Raw genomic sequence first — 18,132 nt, 5'->3', positions numbered from 1 at the left:
GGGCTCCCGTACGGCGTGTACGGGAGCCCCTCTGCGTGTATCCGCGGGTGTCAGCCGCCGAACTCGTGCAGACCCTTCAGGGCCTGGTCCAGCAGCGCCTGCCGGCCCTCCAGCTCACGCTCCAGCTTGTCGGCCTTCGCGTTGTTGCCCTGGGCGCGGGCCTGCTCGATCTGCGAGCGCAGCTTGTCCACGGCTGCCTGGAGCTGGCCGGTCAGACCCTCGGCACGCGCGCGTGCCTCCGGGTTGGTCCGGCGCCACTCGGTCTCCTCGGCCTCCTGGAGCGCACGCTCGACCGCGTGCATCCGTCCCTCGACCTTCGGACGGGCGTCGCGCGGCACATGGCCGATGGCCTCCCAACGCTCGTTCACCGAGCGGAACGCGGCCCGCGCCGCCTTCAGATCGGTGACCGGCAGGAGCTTCTCGGCCTCCCCGGCCAGCTCCTCCTTGAGCTTGAGGTTCTCCGTCTGCTCGGCGTCCCGCTCGGCGAAGACCGAGCTGCGGGCGGCGAAGAACACGTCCTGGGCGCCGCGGAAGCGGTTCCACAGGTCGTCCTCGTGCTCGCGCTGGGCACGGCCCGCGGCCTTCCACTCGGACATCAGGTCGCGGTAGCGCGCGGCCGTCGGCCCCCAGTCCGTCGAGTTCGACAGCGCCTCGGCCTCGCCGACCAGCCGTTCCTTGGTCCGGCGGGCCTCCTCGCGCTGTGCGTCCAGCTGCGCGAAGTGCTGCTTGCGGCGCTTGGAGAACGCCGAGCGCGCGTGCGAGAAGCGGTGCCACAGCTCGTCGTCGGACTTGCGGTCCAGGCGCGGCAGGCCCTTCCAGGTGTCCACCAGGGACCGCAGCCGCTCACCGGCCGCCCGCCACTGGTCGGACTGTGCCAGCTCCTCGGCCTCGGCGACCAGCGCCTCCTTGGCGCCGCGCGCCTCGTCGGACTGCTTCGCCCGCTGCGCCTTGCGCTCCTCACGGCGCGTCTCCACCAGTGCGACGAGCTTGTCCAGCCGGGCCCGCAGCGCGTCCAGGTCGCCCACCGCGTGGTGCGCGTCGACCTGTTCCCGCAGGTGGTCGACGGCGGCCTGGGCGTCCTTCGCCGACAGGTCGGTGGTCTTCACTCGCTTCTCGAGGAGGCCGATCTCGACAACCAGGCCTTCGTACTTGCGTTCGAAGTAGGCCAGGGCCTCCTCGGGGGAGCCCGCCTGCCAGGAACCGACGACCTGCTCACCGTCGGCCGTACGCACGTACACGGTCCCCGTCTCATCGACGCGGCCCCACGGGTCGCTGCTCACAGCGCCTCCTCCACATGATGCCCGCGGAGGGCTTCGCTACCCCCGGGCATCGTCCACAGTTTCGTCACGGCCAACATAGGCGACCGGCGGGGGGCCTGTCCGCATCCCGCGCGACCGAACTTTCGCTGATGAGGGTCAGGATTTCGTGACGGTGGCCTTGTCGATCACGACCGTCGCGTTGGGTGCCCCGTCGCCCGCGCCGGTGCTCTCGCCCGCGGCGGCGATCTTCTTCAGCACCGTCATTCCCTCGTCCGAGATGGTGCCGAACGGCGTGTAGCTGGGAGGCAGCGGGCTGTCCTGGTACACGAGGAAGAACTGGCTGCCGCCGGTGTTCGGCTGACTGGTGTTGGCCATCGCCACCGTGCCCGCCGGGTACGTGTTCTCCTTCAGGCTCTTGTCCTTCAGGTTCTCGTCCGGGATCGTGTAACCCGGACCGCCGTTGCCCTGGCCCGTCGGGTCGCCGCACTGGAGCACGTAGATCCCGTTGGTGGTCAGCCGGTGGCACGGCGTGTGGTCGAAGAAGCCCTTGCCGGCCAGGAAGTTGAACGAGTTGACGGTGTGCGGCGCCGCCGACGCCTTCAGCGCGATGTCTATGTCGCCGCAGGTCGTCGCCAGTTTCATCGTGTACTTCGCGGACTCGTCGATGGTCATCGCAGGTTCCTTCTTCCAGGTCTGCGTCTCGACCTTGCCCTCGGCCGGCTTGTCGCACGGGTCCGGCGCCTTGGTGCTCGCCGAGGGGCTCGGGGTGACCTCCGCGTTCGCGTTCGTCTTGCTGTCGCCGTCGTCCAGGACCACCCCGGTCGTGTACAGCGCGACACTGCCGATCAGAATCACGCCGAGCACCGACGCGATCGCGGCGTTGCGCATGCGGGCCTTGCGTCGCGCGGAGGTGCGTCGCTGCTGCTGCCGCAAGAACTTCTCCCGGGCGAGCTGACGCCGCCGCTGCTCCTGGGTGACCACCGGGTTCTCTCCTCATGCGTCTTCGTGTGCCGACCGGTACGCGTGGGTGCGATGAGCCGACCGTGGGCGTGTAGCCCCGTACCGTATATGGGTTCGCTGAGGAATCGGCACCGCCGGTAGGCTCTGACCATGGGCGCGGACCGTTCGCAAGCCCACCCGTACCGACACAAACGAAGGACGATCGTGCTCATTGCCGGGTTCCCCGCCGGGGCCTGGGGGACGAACTGCTATCTCGTCGCCCCCGCCGCCGGTGAGGAGTGCGTGATCATCGACCCTGGCCATCAGGCGGCCCCGGGAGTCGAGGAAGCGATCAGGAAGCATCGGCTCAAGCCCGTCGCCGTCGTCCTCACCCACGGTCACATCGACCATGTGGCCTCGGTCGTCCCGGTCTGCGGCGCGCACGACGTGCCGGCCTGGATCCACCCCGACGACCGCTTCATGATGAGCGACCCCGAGAAGGGGATCGGCCGCACCATCGGCATGCCGCTCATGGGCGAGCTGACCGTCGGGGAGCCGGACGACGTCAGGGAACTGACCGACGGCGCGAAGCTGGAGCTGGCCGGCATGGAGCTGACCGTCGCGCACGCGCCGGGCCATACCAAGGGGTCGGTGACCTTCGGCCTGCCCGAGGCGGCGGACATCCCGCCGGTCATGTTCTCGGGCGACCTGCTGTTCGCCGGCTCCATCGGACGCACCGACTTCCCCGGGGGCTCCATGGACGACATGCTCGAGTCGCTGGCACGCGTGTGCCTGCCGCTCGACGACTCGACCGTGGTGCTGTCCGGACACGGCCCCCAGACGACCATCGGCCAGGAGCGCGCCACCAACCCGTATCTGCGGCAAGTGGCGGCGGGCCAGGGAGCTCCCCGGGCTCCCCGACGAGGAATGTGACGAGAGACCTCCCGTGAGCACCTTCAAGGCCCCCAGGGGCACGTACGACCTGCTGCCGCCGGACTCCGCCAAGTACCTGGCGGTCCGCGAGGCGATCGCCGCCCCGCTGCGCAACTCCGGCTACGGCTACATCGAGACGCCCGGTTTCGAGAACGTCGAGCTCTTCGCGCGCGGTGTCGGCGAGTCCACCGACATCGTGACCAAGGAGATGTACGTCTTCGAGACCAAGGGCGGCGACCGGCTCGCCCTGCGCCCGGAGACGACGGCCCCCGTGCTGCGCGCGGTCCTGGAGGCCAACCTGCACAAGGCGGGCAACCTGCCGGTGAAGGTCTGGTACTCGGGCTCGCAGTACCGCTACGAGCGCCCGCAGAAGGGCCGTTACCGCCACTTCTCGCAGGTCGGCGCCGAGGCGATCGGCGCCGAGGACCCGGCGCTGGACGCCGAACTGATCATCCTCGCCGACCAGTCGTACCGCTCGCTGGGCCTGCGGAACTTCCGCATCCTGCTCAACTCCCTCGGCGACCAGGAGTGCCGCCCGGTCTACCGCGCCGCGCTCCAGGACTTCCTGCGCGGCCTGGACCTGGACGAGGAGACGCTGCGCCGTGCGGACATCAACCCGCTGCGCGTCCTGGACGACAAGCGCCCGGACGTGCAGAAGCAGCTGACCGACGCCCCGCTGCTGCGCGACTACCTGTGCGACGCCTGCAAGGCGTACCACGAGGAGGTGCGCGAGCTGATCACCGCGGCCGGCGTGGTCTTCGAGGACGACCCGAAGCTGGTGCGCGGCCTCGACTACTACACGCGCACGACCTTCGAGTTCGTCCACGACGGGCTGGGTTCCCAGTCCGCGGTGGGCGGCGGCGGCCGCTACGACGGCCTCTCCGAGATGATCGGCGGCCCGTCCCTGCCGTCCGTGGGCTGGGCCCTCGGCGTCGACCGCACCGTCCTCGCGCTGGAGGCCGAGGGCATCGAACTGGACATCCCGTCCGCCACCTCGGTCTACGCCGTCCCGCTCGGCGAGGAGGCCCGCCGGATCTTGTTCGCCAAGGTCACCGAGCTGCGCAAGAACGGCGTCGCCGCCGACTTCTCCTACGGCGGCAAGGGCCTGAAGGCCGCGATGAAGGCGGCCAACCGCTCGGGTGCGCGCTACGCCCTGGTCCTGGGCGAGCGCGACCTCGCCGAAGGCGTCGTCCAGCTCAAGGACATGGAGTCGGGCGAGCAGGCGGCCATCGGTGTCAACGAGATCGTCGCCGAGCTGGAGTCGAGGCTCGGTTAGCAGGTCTGTACGTCTCTTCGTCCCCAGGGGCGCGCACGTTCGCTCGTGCGTGCCCCCGGGGAACGGACATCGGCCGGAACGCACCGCTCCCGGGCGATCCCCGGTGCGTTCTTATGTTCATCGAACGGTGGCCCTACAGGTCCGTGCGGCACAATGGGCCTGCCCGAAGCAGGTCCGACTCAAGTGACGGAATCGGCGTGATGAGCAAGACGACAGTGAAGGACGTCTCGACCGTGGCAGAGTCCGCTCCGGAAGCCACCGCCGGAACACCGCGCGCCGAGGGCGGCAGCCGTGCCCTCGCCCTGCTGCTGGTGATCACGGGCGCGGCCGGAGTGCTCGCCGCGTGGATCATCACGCTCGACAAGTTCAAGCTGCTCGAGGCCAAGGTCGCCGGTGAGACGTTCACCCCCGGGTGCAGCCTCAACCCCGTCGTCGCCTGCGGCCCCATCATGGAGAGCGATCAGGCCTCCGTGTTCGGCTTCCCCAATCCGATGCTCGGCCTGGTCACGTACGGCATCGTCGTATGCGTCGGCATGAGCCTGCTCGCCGGGGCCCGCTTCCCGCGCTGGTACTGGCTCACCTTCAACGCCGGCTGCCTGTTCGGCGTCGGGTTCGTGACGTGGCTGCAGTTCCAGTCCCTGTACCGGATCAACGCGCTCTGCCTGTGGTGCTGCCTGGCCTGGGCCGCGACGATCCTGATGTTCTGGTACGTGACGTCCTTCAACGTCCGCAAGGGGCACCTGCCCGCGCCGAACTGGCTCAAGGGCTTCTTCGGCGAGTTCACCTGGGTCCTGCCGGTGCTGCACATCGGCATCGTCGGGATGATGATCCTGACCCGCTGGTGGGACTTCTGGACCAGGTGACGGGCCGGCGGCCGCCCCCGCCCACCGCGCCCGCCGCGTTGTCAGTGCGGTGATTTAGGGTCTTGAGGGTGGAGCCCGACCTGTTTACCGCCGCAGCAGAAGAACGCCAGGACAAGGACCCGACCGGCAGCCCCCTCGCCGTGCGGATGCGCCCGCGCACCCTCGACGAGGTCGTCGGCCAGCAGCACCTGCTCAAGCCCGGTTCCCCCCTGCGCCGACTGGTCGGCGAGGGCGGCTCCGGCCCCGCGGGGCCCTCCTCGGTCATCCTCTGGGGCCCGCCGGGCACCGGCAAGACCACCCTGGCGTACGTCGTCTCCAAGGCCACCAACAAGCGCTTCGTGGAGCTGTCGGCGATCACCGCGGGCGTCAAGGAGGTCCGCGCGGTCATCGACGGCGCCCGCCGCGCGGTCGGGGGGTACGGCAGGGAGACCGTCCTCTTCCTCGACGAGATCCACCGCTTCAGCAAGGCACAGCAGGACTCCCTGCTCCCGGCCGTCGAGAACCGCTGGGTCACCCTGATCGCCGCCACCACCGAGAACCCGTACTTCTCGGTGATCTCCCCCCTGCTCTCCCGCTCTCTCCTCCTCACCCTCGAACCCCTCACCGACGACGACGTCCGGGACCTGGTCCGCCGGGCCCTGACCGACGAGCGCGGACTGAAGGAGGCCGTCGGTCTCCCCGAGGACACCGAGGAGCACCTGCTGCGCATCGCCGGCGGTGACGCCCGCCGCGCCCTCACCGCGCTGGAGGCCGCCGCCGGGGCCGCGCTCGACAAGGGCGAGACGGAGATCGGCCTGACCACGCTGGAGGAGACGGTCGACCGCGCCGCGGTGAAGTACGACCGCGACGGCGACCAGCACTACGACGTCGCCAGCGCCCTGATCAAGTCCATCCGCGGCTCCGACGTGGACGCCGCCCTGCACTACCTGGCCCGGATGATCGAGGCCGGCGAGGACCCCCGGTTCATCGCGCGCCGCCTGATGATCTCCGCCAGCGAGGACATCGGCCTGGCCGACCCGAACGCCCTGCCGATCGCCGTCGCCGCCGCCCAGGCCGTCGCCATGATCGGCTTCCCCGAGGCCGGCCTCACTCTCAGCCACGCCACCATCGCCCTGGCCCTCGCCCCCAAGTCCAACGCCGCGACCACCGCCATCGGCGCCGCCCTGGACGACGTACGCAAGGGACATGCCGGACCGGTCCCCTCGCACCTGCGTGACAGCCACTACAAGGGCGCGGGCAAGCTCGGACACGGGCAGGGGTACGTGTACCCGCACGACCTGCCGGAGGGCATCGCCGCCCAGCAGTACGCCCCGGACGAGCTGAAGGACCGGACGTACTACACCCCGACCCGGCACGGCGCCGAGACCCGGTACGCGGACGCGGTGGAGTGGACCCGCGGGCACCTCGGTCGCAAGCGGTCCTGAGCAGCCTGTAGAATCACCCGGAGTGCCGAGTCCCGTGCAGTCAGAACGGAACACCCGGCCGGAACCCCCAGCGGGTTCCAGGAGCGTCGCGCACCGTCGATAGGTGTCGCGGGCAGCCCACCACCACCCGGAGTTCCGGAAGCGGTCGGTGGGCCACTCGCGTGCTGCACGTATGTGCCCAGACCAGGGGAGCGGCTGCCCGGCAGGTCCCACACGGACCAGGCGGGTTTCCCCGGCTGCGGATTGCGACCTCCCTCAACCCTGACAAGCCGGAATCCAGGAAAGAGACACAGACAGTGGCGAACCAGCCCCGTCCCAAGGTCAAGAAGTCGCGTGCCCTCGGCATCGCGCTGACCCCGAAGGCCGTCAAGTACTTCGAGGCCCGCCCCTACCCGCCGGGCGAGCACGGCCGCGGCCGCAAGCAGAACTCGGACTACAAGGTCCGTCTGCTCGAGAAGCAGCGTCTGCGCGCGCAGTACGACCTCAGCGAGCGTCAGCTCGTCCGCGCCTACGAGCGCGCTTCCAAGACCAACATGAAGACCGGCGAGGCCCTGGTCATCGAGCTGGAGCGTCGTCTCGACGCGCTGGTCCTGCGTTCGGGCATCGCCCGCACGATCTACCAGGCCCGCCAGATGGTCGTCCACGGCCACATCCAGGTCAACGGCCAGAAGGTCGACAAGCCGTCCTTCCGTGTCCGCCCGGACGACGTCGTGCAGGTGCGCGAGCGCTCCAAGGAGAAGACGCTCTTCACGATCGCCCGTGAGGGTGGCTTCGCCCCCGACGGCGAGACCCCGCGCTACCTCCAGGTGAACCTCAAGGCCCTGGCGTTCCGCCTGGACCGTGAGCCGAACCGCAAGGAGATCCCGGTGATCTGCGACGAGCAGCTCGTCGTCGAGTACTACGCCCGCTGATCCAGCGAAAACGCTGAACGAGCAGGCCGCAGTACCACCAGCGGTACCTCAGCCCGCCGTCTCCCCGCCCTTTCGGGTGGGCGAGGCGGCGGGCTTCGCCGTCCGCGCGCCCGCCGTGGCACGCCGCCCGCCCTCACGCGGCGCCGGCAGCGAGGCCGCCACCCCGGGCCGCCGCAGCGCCCGCGACACCGCCTCCCGCCGCCCGAGCCGCGACCCGTGCCGCACGCACTCCTCGTACCGCTCGTCGCCCAGCTGCTCCCGCGCCGCCGCCTCGCACAGCTCGTGCGGCGCGTTGTAGTGCGCCGAGCCGAACAACGGCAGGCCCACCGAGGGCCACATCCGGCCCGCCGCGCCCTGCAGCACCGCCGCCTCCGCCGGGTTCCCGTCCGCCACGGTGACCAGGGCCAGCAGTTCCACCGCCAGCACCGAGCCGAGCTGGTCCCGGAACCGGTGCGCACCGGCCAGGCAGTCGGCCAGCAGCTCGCGGGCACGCCCCGGTTCCCCGTCGCTCCACGCCGCGTAGGCCAGCACGTACAGGGCGTAGCCCCGGGCCCAGCGCTCGCCGTGGTCCTCGCACACCTGGCGCACGTCCTCGCACAATCGCACCGCTTCCGGCAGATCGCCCTGGAACGCCCGTGTCATCGCCAGCTCCACCTGGCCCATCAGGACGTTGCTGTTGAGTTCGCCGATCTCCCGGTACCGCCGCAGCGCGGAGCGCAGCAGCGTCTCCGCACGCGGCATGTCGTCGGCGACCAGGGCCAGACACCCGGTGCGGTGCTCCGCGTAGGCCACCGCCGTGGGATTCGCCGACCGCTCGGCCTCCTCCCGGCACTCCTGGAGCGCCGCCAGCGCGGGCACCGTGTCGCCCTGCAGAATCGCCACGTAGCCGAGCACCCACAGCGCCTTCAGCCGGGACTGCTCGCCCGCCGTTCCCTCAACGTCCAGCCGCACCGCCTGCTCCAGCCAGCGCCGCCCCTCCGACAGCCGTCCGCAGCCGACCCAGTGGAACCACAGCGCGCCCGCGAGATGCTGGCCCAGATGAGCCTCGTCCGGCTCGGTCAGGCAGTACTCCAAAGCGCTGCGCAGATTGGGCAGCTCCGCGTCCACCCGCGCGGCGACCTCGCGCTGACGCGGCGAGAACCACTCCAGCTCGCACCAGGTCGCCAGGCCCATGTACCAGTCCCGGTGCCGCCGCCGCAGCCGCGTCGCGTCACCCGTCGCCTCCAGCCAGTCGGCGCCGTACGCCCGCACCGTGTCGAGCATCCGGTAGCGCACCCCGGCCGGGGCCTCCTCGCGGGTCAGCACGGACTGCGCGAGCAGCGCGGAGAGCACGTCGAGCACATCGTCGGCGGGCAGCCCCTCGCCGCTGCACACGTACTCGGCGGCCTCCAGGTCGAACGGTCCCGCGAACACCGACAGCCGCGCCCACAGCAGCCGCTCCGCCGGCGTGCACAGTTCATGGCTCCAGCCGATCGCCGTGCGCAGCGTGCGGTGCCGCGGCAGCGAGGTGCGGTCCCCGCCGGTCAGCAGGCGGAAACGGTCGTCCAGCCGTTGCAGCACCTGTCCCGGTGACAGCGCGTCCAGCCGCCCCGCCGCCAGTTCGATCGCCAGCGGGATCCCGTCCAGGCGCCGGCACAGTTCGCGCACGTCCCCGTGGCCGTCCTCGAGGTCGGCGTCGTACCCGTACGCCAGGTGCCGCTGCCCCGCCCGGACCGTCAGGAGCTCCACCGCCTCCTCCGGACTCAACGGCGCCAGCGGAACCTGCCGTTCCCCGGCCACGTCCAGCGGCCTGCGCCCCACCGCCAGGACCCGCAGCCCGGGAGCGCGGCCCAGCAGGTCGGTCGTCAGCGCGGCACAGGCGTCCACCAGGTGCTCGACCCCGTCGAGGACCAGGAGCAACTCCCGCTCGGCGAGGTGCGCGAGCAGCGCCTCGCGCGGCAGCCGGGCCGTGTGGTCGGTCAGGCCCAGCGCCTCCACGACCGCGTAGTCGACGAACTCCTCGTCGCGCACCGGCGCCAGCTCCACCCGCCACACCCCGTCCCGGGGCGCGCACCGCGCGGCCGCCCGCGCGGCCAGCCGGGACTTCCCGACCCCGCCGGTCCCGGTCACGGTCACCAGCCGCCCGGAACCCAGCGCCCTGGCCAGCTCCGCGAGTTCCGTCGCTCTCCCCACGAAGGCGTCGAGTTCCAGCGGTAGGTTGCCGTGCGGGATGCCGTCGCGCCGAAGGTCTCGCATGAAACACGGAGCGTACTCAACCGAATTCGCTCCGTACAGCCGCTTCTCGCGATTCCGTCGCCCGGCGCCGCGCGCGGACGGCAATCCGGTACGGAGCCCCGCGCCCGGCGCGATAGGCTCGGTGGACGACTTTCCCGATGTTCAGGCACGTCTTTCAGGGAGCGGGTGCACACAGTGTCCGGTGGCGAGGTGGCCGGGATCCTGGTGGCCGTCTTCTGGGCGATCCTGGTCTCCTTCCTCGCCGTCGCACTGGCGAGGCTGGCCCAGACGCTCAGGGCGACCACCAAGCTCGTGGCGGACGTGACCGACCAGGCCGTCCCGCTGCTGTCCGACGCCTCGTCGGCGGTGCGCTCCGCGCAGACCCAGATCGACCGGGTCGACGCGATCGCCTCCGACGTCCAGGAGGTCACGTCGAACGCCTCCGCGCTGTCCACCACCGTGGCCTCCACGTTCGGCGGCCCCCTGGTCAAGGTCGCCGCGTTCGGGTACGGCGTGCGCCGGGCACTCGGCGGTCGCAAGGAGGACGTGCCCGCGGGCCCGGCCAAGGAGCCGCGGCGCACCGTGATCGTCGGCCGTACGATCCCGGCGGCGCGGCGGACGAAGCGGAAGAAGGACTGATCCAGCGATGTTCCGCCGTACGTTCTGGTTCGGCACCGGCGTCGCCGCCGGCGTGTGGGCCACCACCAAGGTCAACCGGAAGCTCAAGCAGCTGACCCCCGAAAGCCTCGCCGCGACCGCGGCGAACAAGGCGCTCGACGCGGGCACCCGGCTCAAGGACCGCGCGGTGGGCTTCGCACTCGACGTCCGCGAGAACATGGCCCAGCGGGAGGCCGAACTGGACGACGCGCTCGGGCTGAACGCCCCCGTCGACCGCGAACTCCCCGAACCCCGGCGCTACGACGCCATCGAGAACCGCAACAACCCGAAGTCCGTCGTCGACGTCAGGGCGACGTACTCGTACAACCGGAATGAGGACCACTGATGGAGTCGGCCGAAATTCGTCGCCGCTGGTTGAGCTTCTTCGAGGAGCGCGGTCACACCGTCGTCCCTTCGGCGTCGCTCATCGCGGACGACCCGACTCTGCTGCTGGTCCCGGCCGGCATGGTGCCCTTCAAGCCCTACTTCCTGGGTGAGGTCAAGCCGCCCTTCGACCGCGCCACCAGCGTGCAGAAGTGCGTGCGCACGCCGGACATCGAAGAGGTCGGCAAGACCACCCGCCACGGCACCTTCTTCCAGATGTGCGGCAACTTCTCCTTCGGCGACTACTTCAAGGAAGGCGCCATCAAGTACGCCTGGGAGCTGCTCACCAGCGCCCAGGACAAGGGCGGTTACGGCCTCGACCCCGAGCGTCTGTGGATCACCGTCTACAAGGACGACGACGAGGCCGAGCGCATCTGGCACGACGTCGTGGGCGTGCCCGCCGAGCGCATCCAGCGCCTCGGCAAGAAGGACAACTACTGGTCGATGGGCGTCCCCGGCCCCTGCGGCCCCTGCTCCGAGATCAACTACGACCGCGGCCCCGAGTTCGGCGCCGAGGGCGGCCCCGCCGTCAACGACGAGCGGTACGTGGAGATCTGGAACCTCGTCTTCATGCAGTACGAGCGGGGCGAGGGCATCGGCAAGGAGGAGTTCGAGATCCTCGGCGAACTGCCGAGCAAGAACATCGACACCGGTCTCGGCCTCGAACGGCTCGCCATGATTCTGCAGGGCGTGCAGAACATGTACGAGATCGACACCTCCATGGCGGTCATCGACAAGGCCACCGAGCTGACCGGCGTGGCCTACGGCGACGCCCACGCCTCGGACGTCTCCCTGCGCGTGGTCACCGACCACATGCGCACCTCCGTCATGCTCATCGGCGACGGCGTCACCCCCGGCAACGAGGGCCGCGGCTACGTGCTGCGCCGCATCATGCGCCGCGCCATCCGCAACATGCGGCTGCTCGGCGCCACCGGTCCGGTCGTCAAGGACCTGATCGACGTCGTCATCGGGATGATGGGGCAGCAGTACCCCGAGCTGATCACCGACCGCGAGCGGATCGAGAAGGTAGCCCTCGCGGAGGAGAACGCCTTCCTCAAGACGCTGAAGGCCGGCACCAACATCCTCGACACCGCCGTCAGCGACACCAAGGCCACCGGCGGCACCGTCCTCGCCGGCGACAAGGCGTTCCTGCTCCACGACACCTGGGGCTTCCCGATCGACCTCACCCTGGAGATGGCCGCCGAGCAGGGGCTCTCCGTGGACGAGGACGGATTCCGCCGCCTCATGAAGGAGCAGCGGGAGCGCGCCAAGGCCGACGCCCAGGCCAAGAAGACCGGCCACGCCGGCACCGGCGCCTACCGCGAGATCGCCGACAAGGCCGGCGCCACCGACTTCGTCGGCTACAGCGACACCGAGAGCGAGTCCACGATCGTCGGCATCCTCGTCGACGGCGCCTCCTCCCCGGCCGCCACCGAGGGCGACGAGGTCGAGATCGTCCTCGACCGCACCCCCTTCTACGCCGAGGGCGGCGGCCAGATCGGTGACACCGGCCGGATCAAGGTCGACACCGGCGCCGTCATCGAGATCCGCGACTGCCAGAAGCCGGTCCCGGGCGTGTACGTCCACAAGGGCGTCGTCCAGGTCGGCGAGGTCACCGTCGGTGCCAAGGCCCAGGCCTCCATCGACGACCGCCGCCGCACGGCCATCGCCCGCGCCCACTCGGCCACCCACCTCACCCACCAGGCCCTGCGCGACGCCCTCGGCCCGACGGCCGCCCAGGCCGGTTCCGAGAACCAGCCCGGCCGCTTCCGCTTCGACTTCGGCTCGCCGTCCGCCGTTCCGACGGCCGTGATGACCGACGTCGAGCAGAAGATCAACGAGGTGCTCGCCCGCGACCTCGACGTGCGCGCCGACGTCATGGGCATCGACGAGGCCAAGAAGCAGGGCGCCATCGCCGAGTTCGGTGAGAAGTACGGCGAGCGCGTGCGCGTCGTGACCATCGGCGACTTCTCCAAGGAGCTGTGCGGCGGCACCCACGTGCACAACACCGCCCAGCTCGGCCTGGTCAAGCTGCTCGGCGAGTCGTCCATCGGCTCCGGCGTGCGCCGTATCGAGGCCCTGGTCGGTGTGGACGCCTACAACTTCCTCGCCCGTGAGCACACGGTCGTCGCCCAGCTCCAGGAGCTGATCAAGGGCCGCCCGGAGGAACTCCCGGAGAAGGTCTCCGCGATGCTCGGCAAGCTCAAGGACGCCGAGAAGGAGATCGAGAAGTTCCGCGCCGAGAAGGTCCTCCAGGCCGCCGGCTCGCTCGCCGACTCCGCCAAGGACGTGCGCGGCGTCGCCCTGGTGACCGGGCAGGTCCCGGACGGCACCACCGCCGACGACCTGCGCAAGCTGGTCCTCGACGTGCGCGGCCGCATCCAGGGCGGCCGGGCCGCGGTCGTCGCCCTGTTCACCACGGTGAACGGCAAGCCCCTCACCGTCATCGCCACCAACGAGGCCGCCCGCGAGCGCGGTCTCAAGGCCGGTGACCTCGTGCGCACCGCCGCCAAGACCCTCGGCGGCGGCGGTGGCGGCAAGCCGGACGTCGCCCAGGGCGGCGGCCAGAACCCGGCCGCCATCGGCGACGCCGTCGACGCCGTCGAGCGCCTCGTGGCGGACAGCGCCAAGTGAGCGGCTCGGCGAACGGCCCGAGCGGCGGCCGGATGGACGAGCAGGCTGACGCCCCGGCGGACGGCCCGGTCATGCGCCGCGGTCGCCGCCTGGCCGTCGACGTCGGCGACGCCCGTATCGGGGTCGCCTCGTGCGACCCCGACGGAATCCTCGCCACGCCGGTGGAGACCGTCCCCGGACGCGACGTCCCCGCGGCCCACCGGCGCCTGCGGCAACTGGTCGAGGAGTACGAACCGATCGAGGTCGTCGTCGGTCTCCCTCGTTCCCTCAAGGGGGGCGAGGGCCCGGCCGCGGCCAAGGTCAGGGGCTTCGCGCAGGAGCTGGCCCGGGGCATCACTCCGGTCCCGGTCAGGCTCGTCGACGAGCGGATGACCACGGTGACCGCCAGTCAGGGACTGCGCGCCTCCGGAGTGAAGTCCAAGAAGGGCCGGTCCGTCATCGACCAGGCCGCCGCTGTGATCATCCTTCAGCAGGCGCTGGAATCCGAACGGGTGTCAGGCAGGGCACCCGGCGAGGGCGTCGAAGTGGTCATCTGATCGCGATACGGTAACGTTCCGCGCGATGCGGAGGCATTCGAACAGCCACCGCACAGCAAGAGGCGGAACGGAAGCCGGCCCTCCATGACAGGCCGCGCGCGCCCCGTCGCCTCGCGGCTCTAGGGGATCGATGACTGAGTATGGCCGGGGCCCAGGCTCCGAACCGTGGCATCCGGAGGACCCGTTGTACGGGGACGGCGGATGGGGCGGACAGCAGGCCCATACGGGTCAGCAGTCCCCCTACGGCGGCCAGCCACAGCAGTATCCGGAGCAGCAGCAGTCGCAGCAGCAGTACGGCGACTGGGGCGACGGCGGCCAGTCCGCATACGGTCAGCAGCCGCAGTACGACCAGTACGGTCAGCAGCAGCCCCCCGAGCCGCAGTACGACCAGTACGGTCAGCCGCGGTACGACCAGCAGCAGTACGACCGGCAGCAGTACGACCGGCAGTACGCCTCCCAGGGTCAGCCCCAGCACGGCTACGACGACGGCGGCTGGGGCACCGGCGCGCATCCCCACGCGCAGTACCCCGCCGACCCGTCGGACCCCTACGGCCAGCAGTCCGCCGCCTACGGCGCGGAGCAGCCCGACTTCTACGGCACCCCGGAGGCGTACCCGCCGCCGGAACCGCCCGCCCGTCGGCGCACCGAGCCCGACCCCGAGCGCACCGACTGGGACCCCGGTCCCGACGAGGGCGAGCACGCCTTCTTCGCGGGCGGTGACGCGGATGGAGAGGACGGCGACTTCGGCGGCCGCGGGCGCGGCGACCGCAGGGACCGGGGAGGCCGGGGCGGCAAACCCAAGAAGGGCCGCAACGGAGTCGCGTGCCTCGTGGTCTGCCTGGTGCTCGGCGGTGGCGTGGCGGGCGTCGGATATTTCGGCTACCAGTTCTACCAGGATCGTTTCGGCGCGGCCCCGGACTACGCCGGTGACGGCAACGAGGAGCAGGTGACCGTCACCATCCCCAAGGGCGCGGGTGGCTCGACCATCGGCCAGGAGCTCAAGCGCAAGGGCGTGGTGAAGAGCGTCGACGCCTTCATCGCCGCCCAGCAGAGCAACCCACAGGGGAAGAGCATCCAGGACGGCGTGTACACGCTGCGGAAGGAGATGTCGGCCGAGAGCGCGGTCGAGCTCCTGCTCGACCCCAAGAGCCGCAGCAACCTGATCGTCGCCGAGGGCAGGCGCAACGTCGACGTCTACAAGATGATCGACAAGCAGCTCGGGGTGGACGAGGGCACCACGGCCGGCGTCGCCAAGACCGAATGGAAGAGCCTCGGCCTGCCCGACTGGGCGATGAATCACAAGAACGTGAAGGACCCGCTGGAAGGATTCCTCTACCCGTCCAGCTATTCGGCGGCCAAGGGGCAGAAGCCCGAGGACGTGCTGAAGCAGATGGTGGCGCGGGCCACCGAGCAGTACGAGAAGATCGGACTCGCGGAGAAGGCGGAGGGTCTCGGACTCGACGGGCCCTGGCAGCTGCTCACCGTGGCGAGCCTGGTGCAGGCGGAGGGCAAGACCCACGACGACTTCCGCAGGATGTCCGAGGTCATCTACAACCGGCTCAAGCCCACCAACACGGAGACCAACCAGGAGCTCCAGTTCGACTCGACCTTCAACTACCTGAAGGGCCAGAGCAAGATCCGCATCAGCGAGTCCGAGATCAACAGCAACCCGGACCCGTACAACACCTACACCAACAAGGGCCTGCCGCCCGGACCCATCGGCAACCCCGGCGCAGAGGCACTGCAGGCGGCGCTCGAACCCACGAAGGACGGCTGGATGTACTTCGTGGCCACCGACGGCGTGAGCAAGACCGAGTTCGCCAAGACGCACGACGAGTTCCTGAAACTGAAGGAAAAGTACAATGCCAGCTCCGGCAGCTGACCGCCGCCGGGCCGCCGTCCTCGGCTCTCCGGTCGCGCACTCCCTCTCCCCGGTACTGCACCACGCCGCCTACGCGGAGCTGGGTCTGGAGAACTGGACGTACGACCGTTTCGACGTCGACGAGGAGGCGCTGCCGGGCTTCTTCGAGCAGCTGGGCCCCGAATGGGCGGGGCTGTCGCTGACCATGCCGCTCAAGCGGGCGGTCATCCCGCTGCTCGACGAGATCAGCGAGACGGCGGCCTCCGTGGACGCGGTGAACACCGTGGTCCTCACCGAGGACGGCCGCAAGACCGGCGACAACACCGACATTCCCGGCATCGTCGCCGCCCTGCGCGAACACGGCATCGAGAAGGTCGAGACCGCGGCGGTCCTCGGCGCCGGCGCCACCGCCTCCTCCGCGCTGGCCGCGCTGGCCCGGATCTGCACCGGCGAGGTCGCCGTCTACGTCCGCAGCGAGGCGCGCGCCGCCGAGATGCGGGGCTGGGCCGAGCGGCTGGACGTCACCGTACGCATCGCCGACTGGGCGGACGCCGAGGAGGCGCTGCGTGCCCCGCTGGTGGTGGCCACCACTCCGGCCGGTGCCACCGACGCCCTCGCCGCGGCCGTCCCCGAGATGCCCGCGACCCTCTTCGACGTGCTCTACGACCCGTGGCCGACCGCACTCGCGGCCCGCTGGTCGGCGTACGGCGGGGCCGTCGTCAGCGGACTCGACCTGCTGCTCCACCAGGCGGTGCTGCAGGTGGAGCAGATGACGGGCCGCGCCCCGGCCCCACTCGCCGCCATGCGCCGCGCGGGAGAGCGCGCCCTCGCGGACCGTTAGCGTCCCTCCGGCCCTCATGCGCGCCCGCGGCGACGCCCGGCGTCCGCGCACCCGTCCGCCAGATGGACCGGCGGCCGGGCCGGGGGACCGGACGTGGGAGGATCGGAGGTGGCGGACCGGGGCCCGCGCACCCGGACACGCCGTCGCCGTACGCGGAGAAGACGCGTACGCAGGGCATATCCGGGGCGCGAGCACTGAGGAGCACCGTTGAGCAGGTTGCGCTGGCTGACCGCGGGGGAGTCCCACGGTCCCGCACTCGTCGCGACGCTGGAGGGTCTGCCCGCCGGCGTGCCGATCACCACGGACATGGTGGCGGACCACCTGGCGAGGCGGCGGCTCGGCTACGGTCGCGGTGCGCGGATGAAGTTCGAGCGGGACGAGGTCACCTTCCTCGGCGGCGTCCGGCACGGGCTCACCCTCGGTTCGCCGGTCGCCGTCATGGTCGGCAACACCGAGTGGCCCAAGTGGGAGCAGGTCATGTCGGCCGACCCGGTCGATCCGGAGGTGCTGGCCGGTCTGGCGCGCAACGCCCCGCTGACCCGTCCCCGCCCCGGCCACGCCGACCTCGCGGGCATGCAGAAGTACGGCTTCGACGAGGCCCGGCCGATCCTGGAGCGCGCCTCCGCGCGGGAGACCGCCGCCCGGGTGGCGCTGGGCGCGGTGGCGCGGTCGTACCTGAAGGAGACGGCCGGCATCGAGGTCGTCAGCCACGTCGTCGAGCTGGCGGCCGCCAAGGCTCCCTACGGCGTGTACCCGACGCCGGCGGACGTGGAGAAGCTGGACGCCGACCCGGTGCGCTGCCTGGACGCGGACGCCTCGAAGGCGATGGTCGCGGAGATCGACCAGGCGCACAAGGACGGCGACACCCTCGGCGGCGTGGTCGAGGTGCTGGCCTACGACGTCCCGGTCGGGCTCGGCTCGCACGTGCACTGGGACCGCCGGCTGGACGCCCGGCTGGCCGCCGCCCTCATGGGCATCCAGGCGATCAAGGGCGTCGAGGTCGGCGACGGCTTCGGACTGGCCCGGGTGCCCGGTTCCCAGGCGCACGACGAGATCCTCACCGGCCCCGACGGCATCAAGCGGGCGTCCGGCCGCTCCGGGGGCACCGAGGGAGGGCTCACCACCGGTGAGCTGCTGCGCGTGAAGGCGGCCATGAAGCCGATCGCGACCGTGCCGCGGGCCCTGCAGACGGTGGACGTCGCCACCGGCGAGGCCGCGCAGGCCCACCACCAGCGCTCCGACGTGTGCGCGGTGCCCGCCGCCGGCATCGTCGCCGAGGCCATGGTCGCCCTGGTGCTGGCGGACGCGGTGGCGGAGAAGTTCGGTGGCGACAGCGTCACCGAAACCCGCCGCAACGTCACCTCGTACCTCGACAACCTGGCCATCCGGTGACCGCGGCC

General features: G+C 70.9%; 15 protein-coding genes. 12 read left to right on the top strand and 3 right to left on the bottom strand.

Annotated features, from left to right (window positions below):
• Positions 1–50 precede the first annotated feature (50 nt).
• Both EBH09_RS06040 and EBH09_RS06035 read right to left on the bottom strand, forming a co-directional pair.
• Complete coding sequence (locus tag EBH09_RS06040; protein ID WP_121745918.1) at positions 51–1,280, bottom strand: DUF349 domain-containing protein; 1,230 nt, start codon at positions 1,278–1,280, stop codon at positions 51–53.
• Positions 1,281–1,415: 135 nt separating this feature from the next.
• A complete protein-coding gene (locus tag EBH09_RS06035) occupies positions 1,416–2,240 on the bottom strand; it encodes a peptidylprolyl isomerase (protein WP_121745917.1) in 825 nt (274 codons plus the stop codon).
• Positions 2,241–2,423: 183 nt separating this feature from the next.
• On the opposite strand from EBH09_RS06035, the gene EBH09_RS06030 reads away from it, so the two are divergent.
• The 5 genes from EBH09_RS06030 (at position 2,424) to rpsD (ending at position 7,605) form a co-directional block, all read left to right on the top strand.
• Positions 2,424–3,131 (top strand): MBL fold metallo-hydrolase, encoded by a 708-nt coding sequence (locus EBH09_RS06030; protein WP_121745916.1) that lies wholly within the window; start codon positions 2,424–2,426, stop codon positions 3,129–3,131.
• Between the two features lie 13 nt (positions 3,132–3,144).
• On the top strand, positions 3,145–4,407 hold the full coding sequence (gene hisS, locus EBH09_RS06025; protein ID WP_121745915.1) for a histidine--tRNA ligase: 1,263 nt from the start codon (positions 3,145–3,147) through the stop codon (positions 4,405–4,407).
• A 200-nt stretch (positions 4,408–4,607) separates the two neighbouring features.
• Positions 4,608–5,270 (top strand): vitamin K epoxide reductase family protein, encoded by a 663-nt coding sequence (locus EBH09_RS06020; protein ID WP_193776126.1) that lies wholly within the window; start codon positions 4,608–4,610, stop codon positions 5,268–5,270.
• 68 nt (positions 5,271–5,338) lie between these two features.
• Entirely contained in the window at positions 5,339–6,694 is a 1,356-nt protein-coding gene (locus tag EBH09_RS06015) for a replication-associated recombination protein A (RefSeq protein WP_121745914.1), read from the top strand.
• 296 nt (positions 6,695–6,990) lie between these two features.
• Positions 6,991–7,605, top strand: coding sequence for a 30S ribosomal protein S4 (gene rpsD / locus EBH09_RS06010; protein ID WP_003977321.1), 615 nt, complete (start codon positions 6,991–6,993; stop codon positions 7,603–7,605).
• Positions 7,606–7,653: 48 nt separating this feature from the next.
• On the opposite strand, the gene EBH09_RS06005 is transcribed toward rpsD, so the two are convergent.
• A complete protein-coding gene (locus tag EBH09_RS06005; protein WP_193776125.1) occupies positions 7,654–9,840 on the bottom strand; it encodes a regulator in 2,187 nt (728 codons plus the stop codon).
• Positions 9,841–10,005: 165 nt separating this feature from the next.
• Between EBH09_RS06005 and EBH09_RS06000 the strand changes: the two genes are divergently transcribed.
• The 7 genes from EBH09_RS06000 to aroC all read left to right on the top strand — a co-directional run bounded on the left by EBH09_RS06000 (position 10,006) and on the right by aroC (position 18,124).
• Complete coding sequence (locus tag EBH09_RS06000; protein WP_121745912.1) at positions 10,006–10,458, top strand: DUF948 domain-containing protein; 453 nt, start codon at positions 10,006–10,008, stop codon at positions 10,456–10,458.
• 7 nt (positions 10,459–10,465) lie between these two features.
• Positions 10,466–10,822 (top strand): hypothetical protein, encoded by a 357-nt coding sequence (locus EBH09_RS05995; protein WP_121745911.1) that lies wholly within the window; start codon positions 10,466–10,468, stop codon positions 10,820–10,822.
• Positions 10,822–13,494: an alanine--tRNA ligase gene (gene alaS / locus EBH09_RS05990; protein WP_121745910.1), complete on the top strand. Its 2,673-nt coding sequence runs from the start codon at positions 10,822–10,824 to the stop codon at positions 13,492–13,494. Before EBH09_RS05995 ends, alaS begins: the two co-directional genes overlap by 1 nt.
• Positions 13,495–13,526: 32 nt before the next feature.
• Positions 13,527–14,030 (top strand): Holliday junction resolvase RuvX, encoded by a 504-nt coding sequence (ruvX, locus tag EBH09_RS05985; RefSeq protein ID WP_121746259.1) that lies wholly within the window; start codon positions 13,527–13,529, stop codon positions 14,028–14,030.
• 130 nt (positions 14,031–14,160) lie between these two features.
• The gene (mltG, locus tag EBH09_RS05975; protein ID WP_121745909.1) at positions 14,161–15,912 is read left to right on the top strand and encodes an endolytic transglycosylase MltG; all 1,752 of its coding nucleotides are present in this window, start codon (positions 14,161–14,163) and stop codon (positions 15,910–15,912) included.
• Entirely contained in the window at positions 15,893–16,732 is an 840-nt protein-coding gene (locus EBH09_RS05970; protein ID WP_121745908.1) for a shikimate dehydrogenase, read from the top strand. The genes mltG and EBH09_RS05970 overlap by 20 nt, the downstream gene beginning before the upstream one ends.
• 207 nt (positions 16,733–16,939) lie before the next feature.
• A complete protein-coding gene (gene aroC / locus EBH09_RS05965; protein ID WP_121745907.1) occupies positions 16,940–18,124 on the top strand; it encodes a chorismate synthase in 1,185 nt (394 codons plus the stop codon).
• Positions 18,125–18,132 lie beyond the last annotated feature (8 nt).

Source organism: Streptomyces sp. E2N166, assembly GCF_003671715.1.
Taxonomy (GTDB): Bacteria; Actinomycetota; Actinomycetes; order Streptomycetales; family Streptomycetaceae; genus Streptomyces; species Streptomyces thinghirensis.
The sequence above is the reverse complement of the archived record's forward strand: the minus strand, read 5'-3'. Positions and strand labels throughout refer to the sequence as shown.

Coding starts and splice junctions, on each gene's coding strand:
- EBH09_RS05995 (WP_121745911.1), top strand. CDS start 10,466: ATGTTCCGCCGTACGTTCTGGTTCGGCACCGGCGTCGCCGCCGGCGTG.
- ruvX (WP_121746259.1), top strand. CDS start 13,527: ATGGACGAGCAGGCTGACGCCCCGGCGGACGGCCCGGTCATGCGCCGC.
- EBH09_RS05970 (WP_121745908.1), top strand. CDS start 15,893: ATGCCAGCTCCGGCAGCTGACCGCCGCCGGGCCGCCGTCCTCGGCTCT.
- mltG (WP_121745909.1), top strand. CDS start 14,161: ATGACTGAGTATGGCCGGGGCCCAGGCTCCGAACCGTGGCATCCGGAG.
- alaS (WP_121745910.1), top strand. CDS start 10,822: ATGGAGTCGGCCGAAATTCGTCGCCGCTGGTTGAGCTTCTTCGAGGAG.
- EBH09_RS06020 (WP_193776126.1), top strand. CDS start 4,608: ATGAGCAAGACGACAGTGAAGGACGTCTCGACCGTGGCAGAGTCCGCT.
- EBH09_RS06005 (WP_193776125.1), bottom strand. CDS start 9,840: ATGCGAGACCTTCGGCGCGACGGCATCCCGCACGGCAACCTACCGCTG.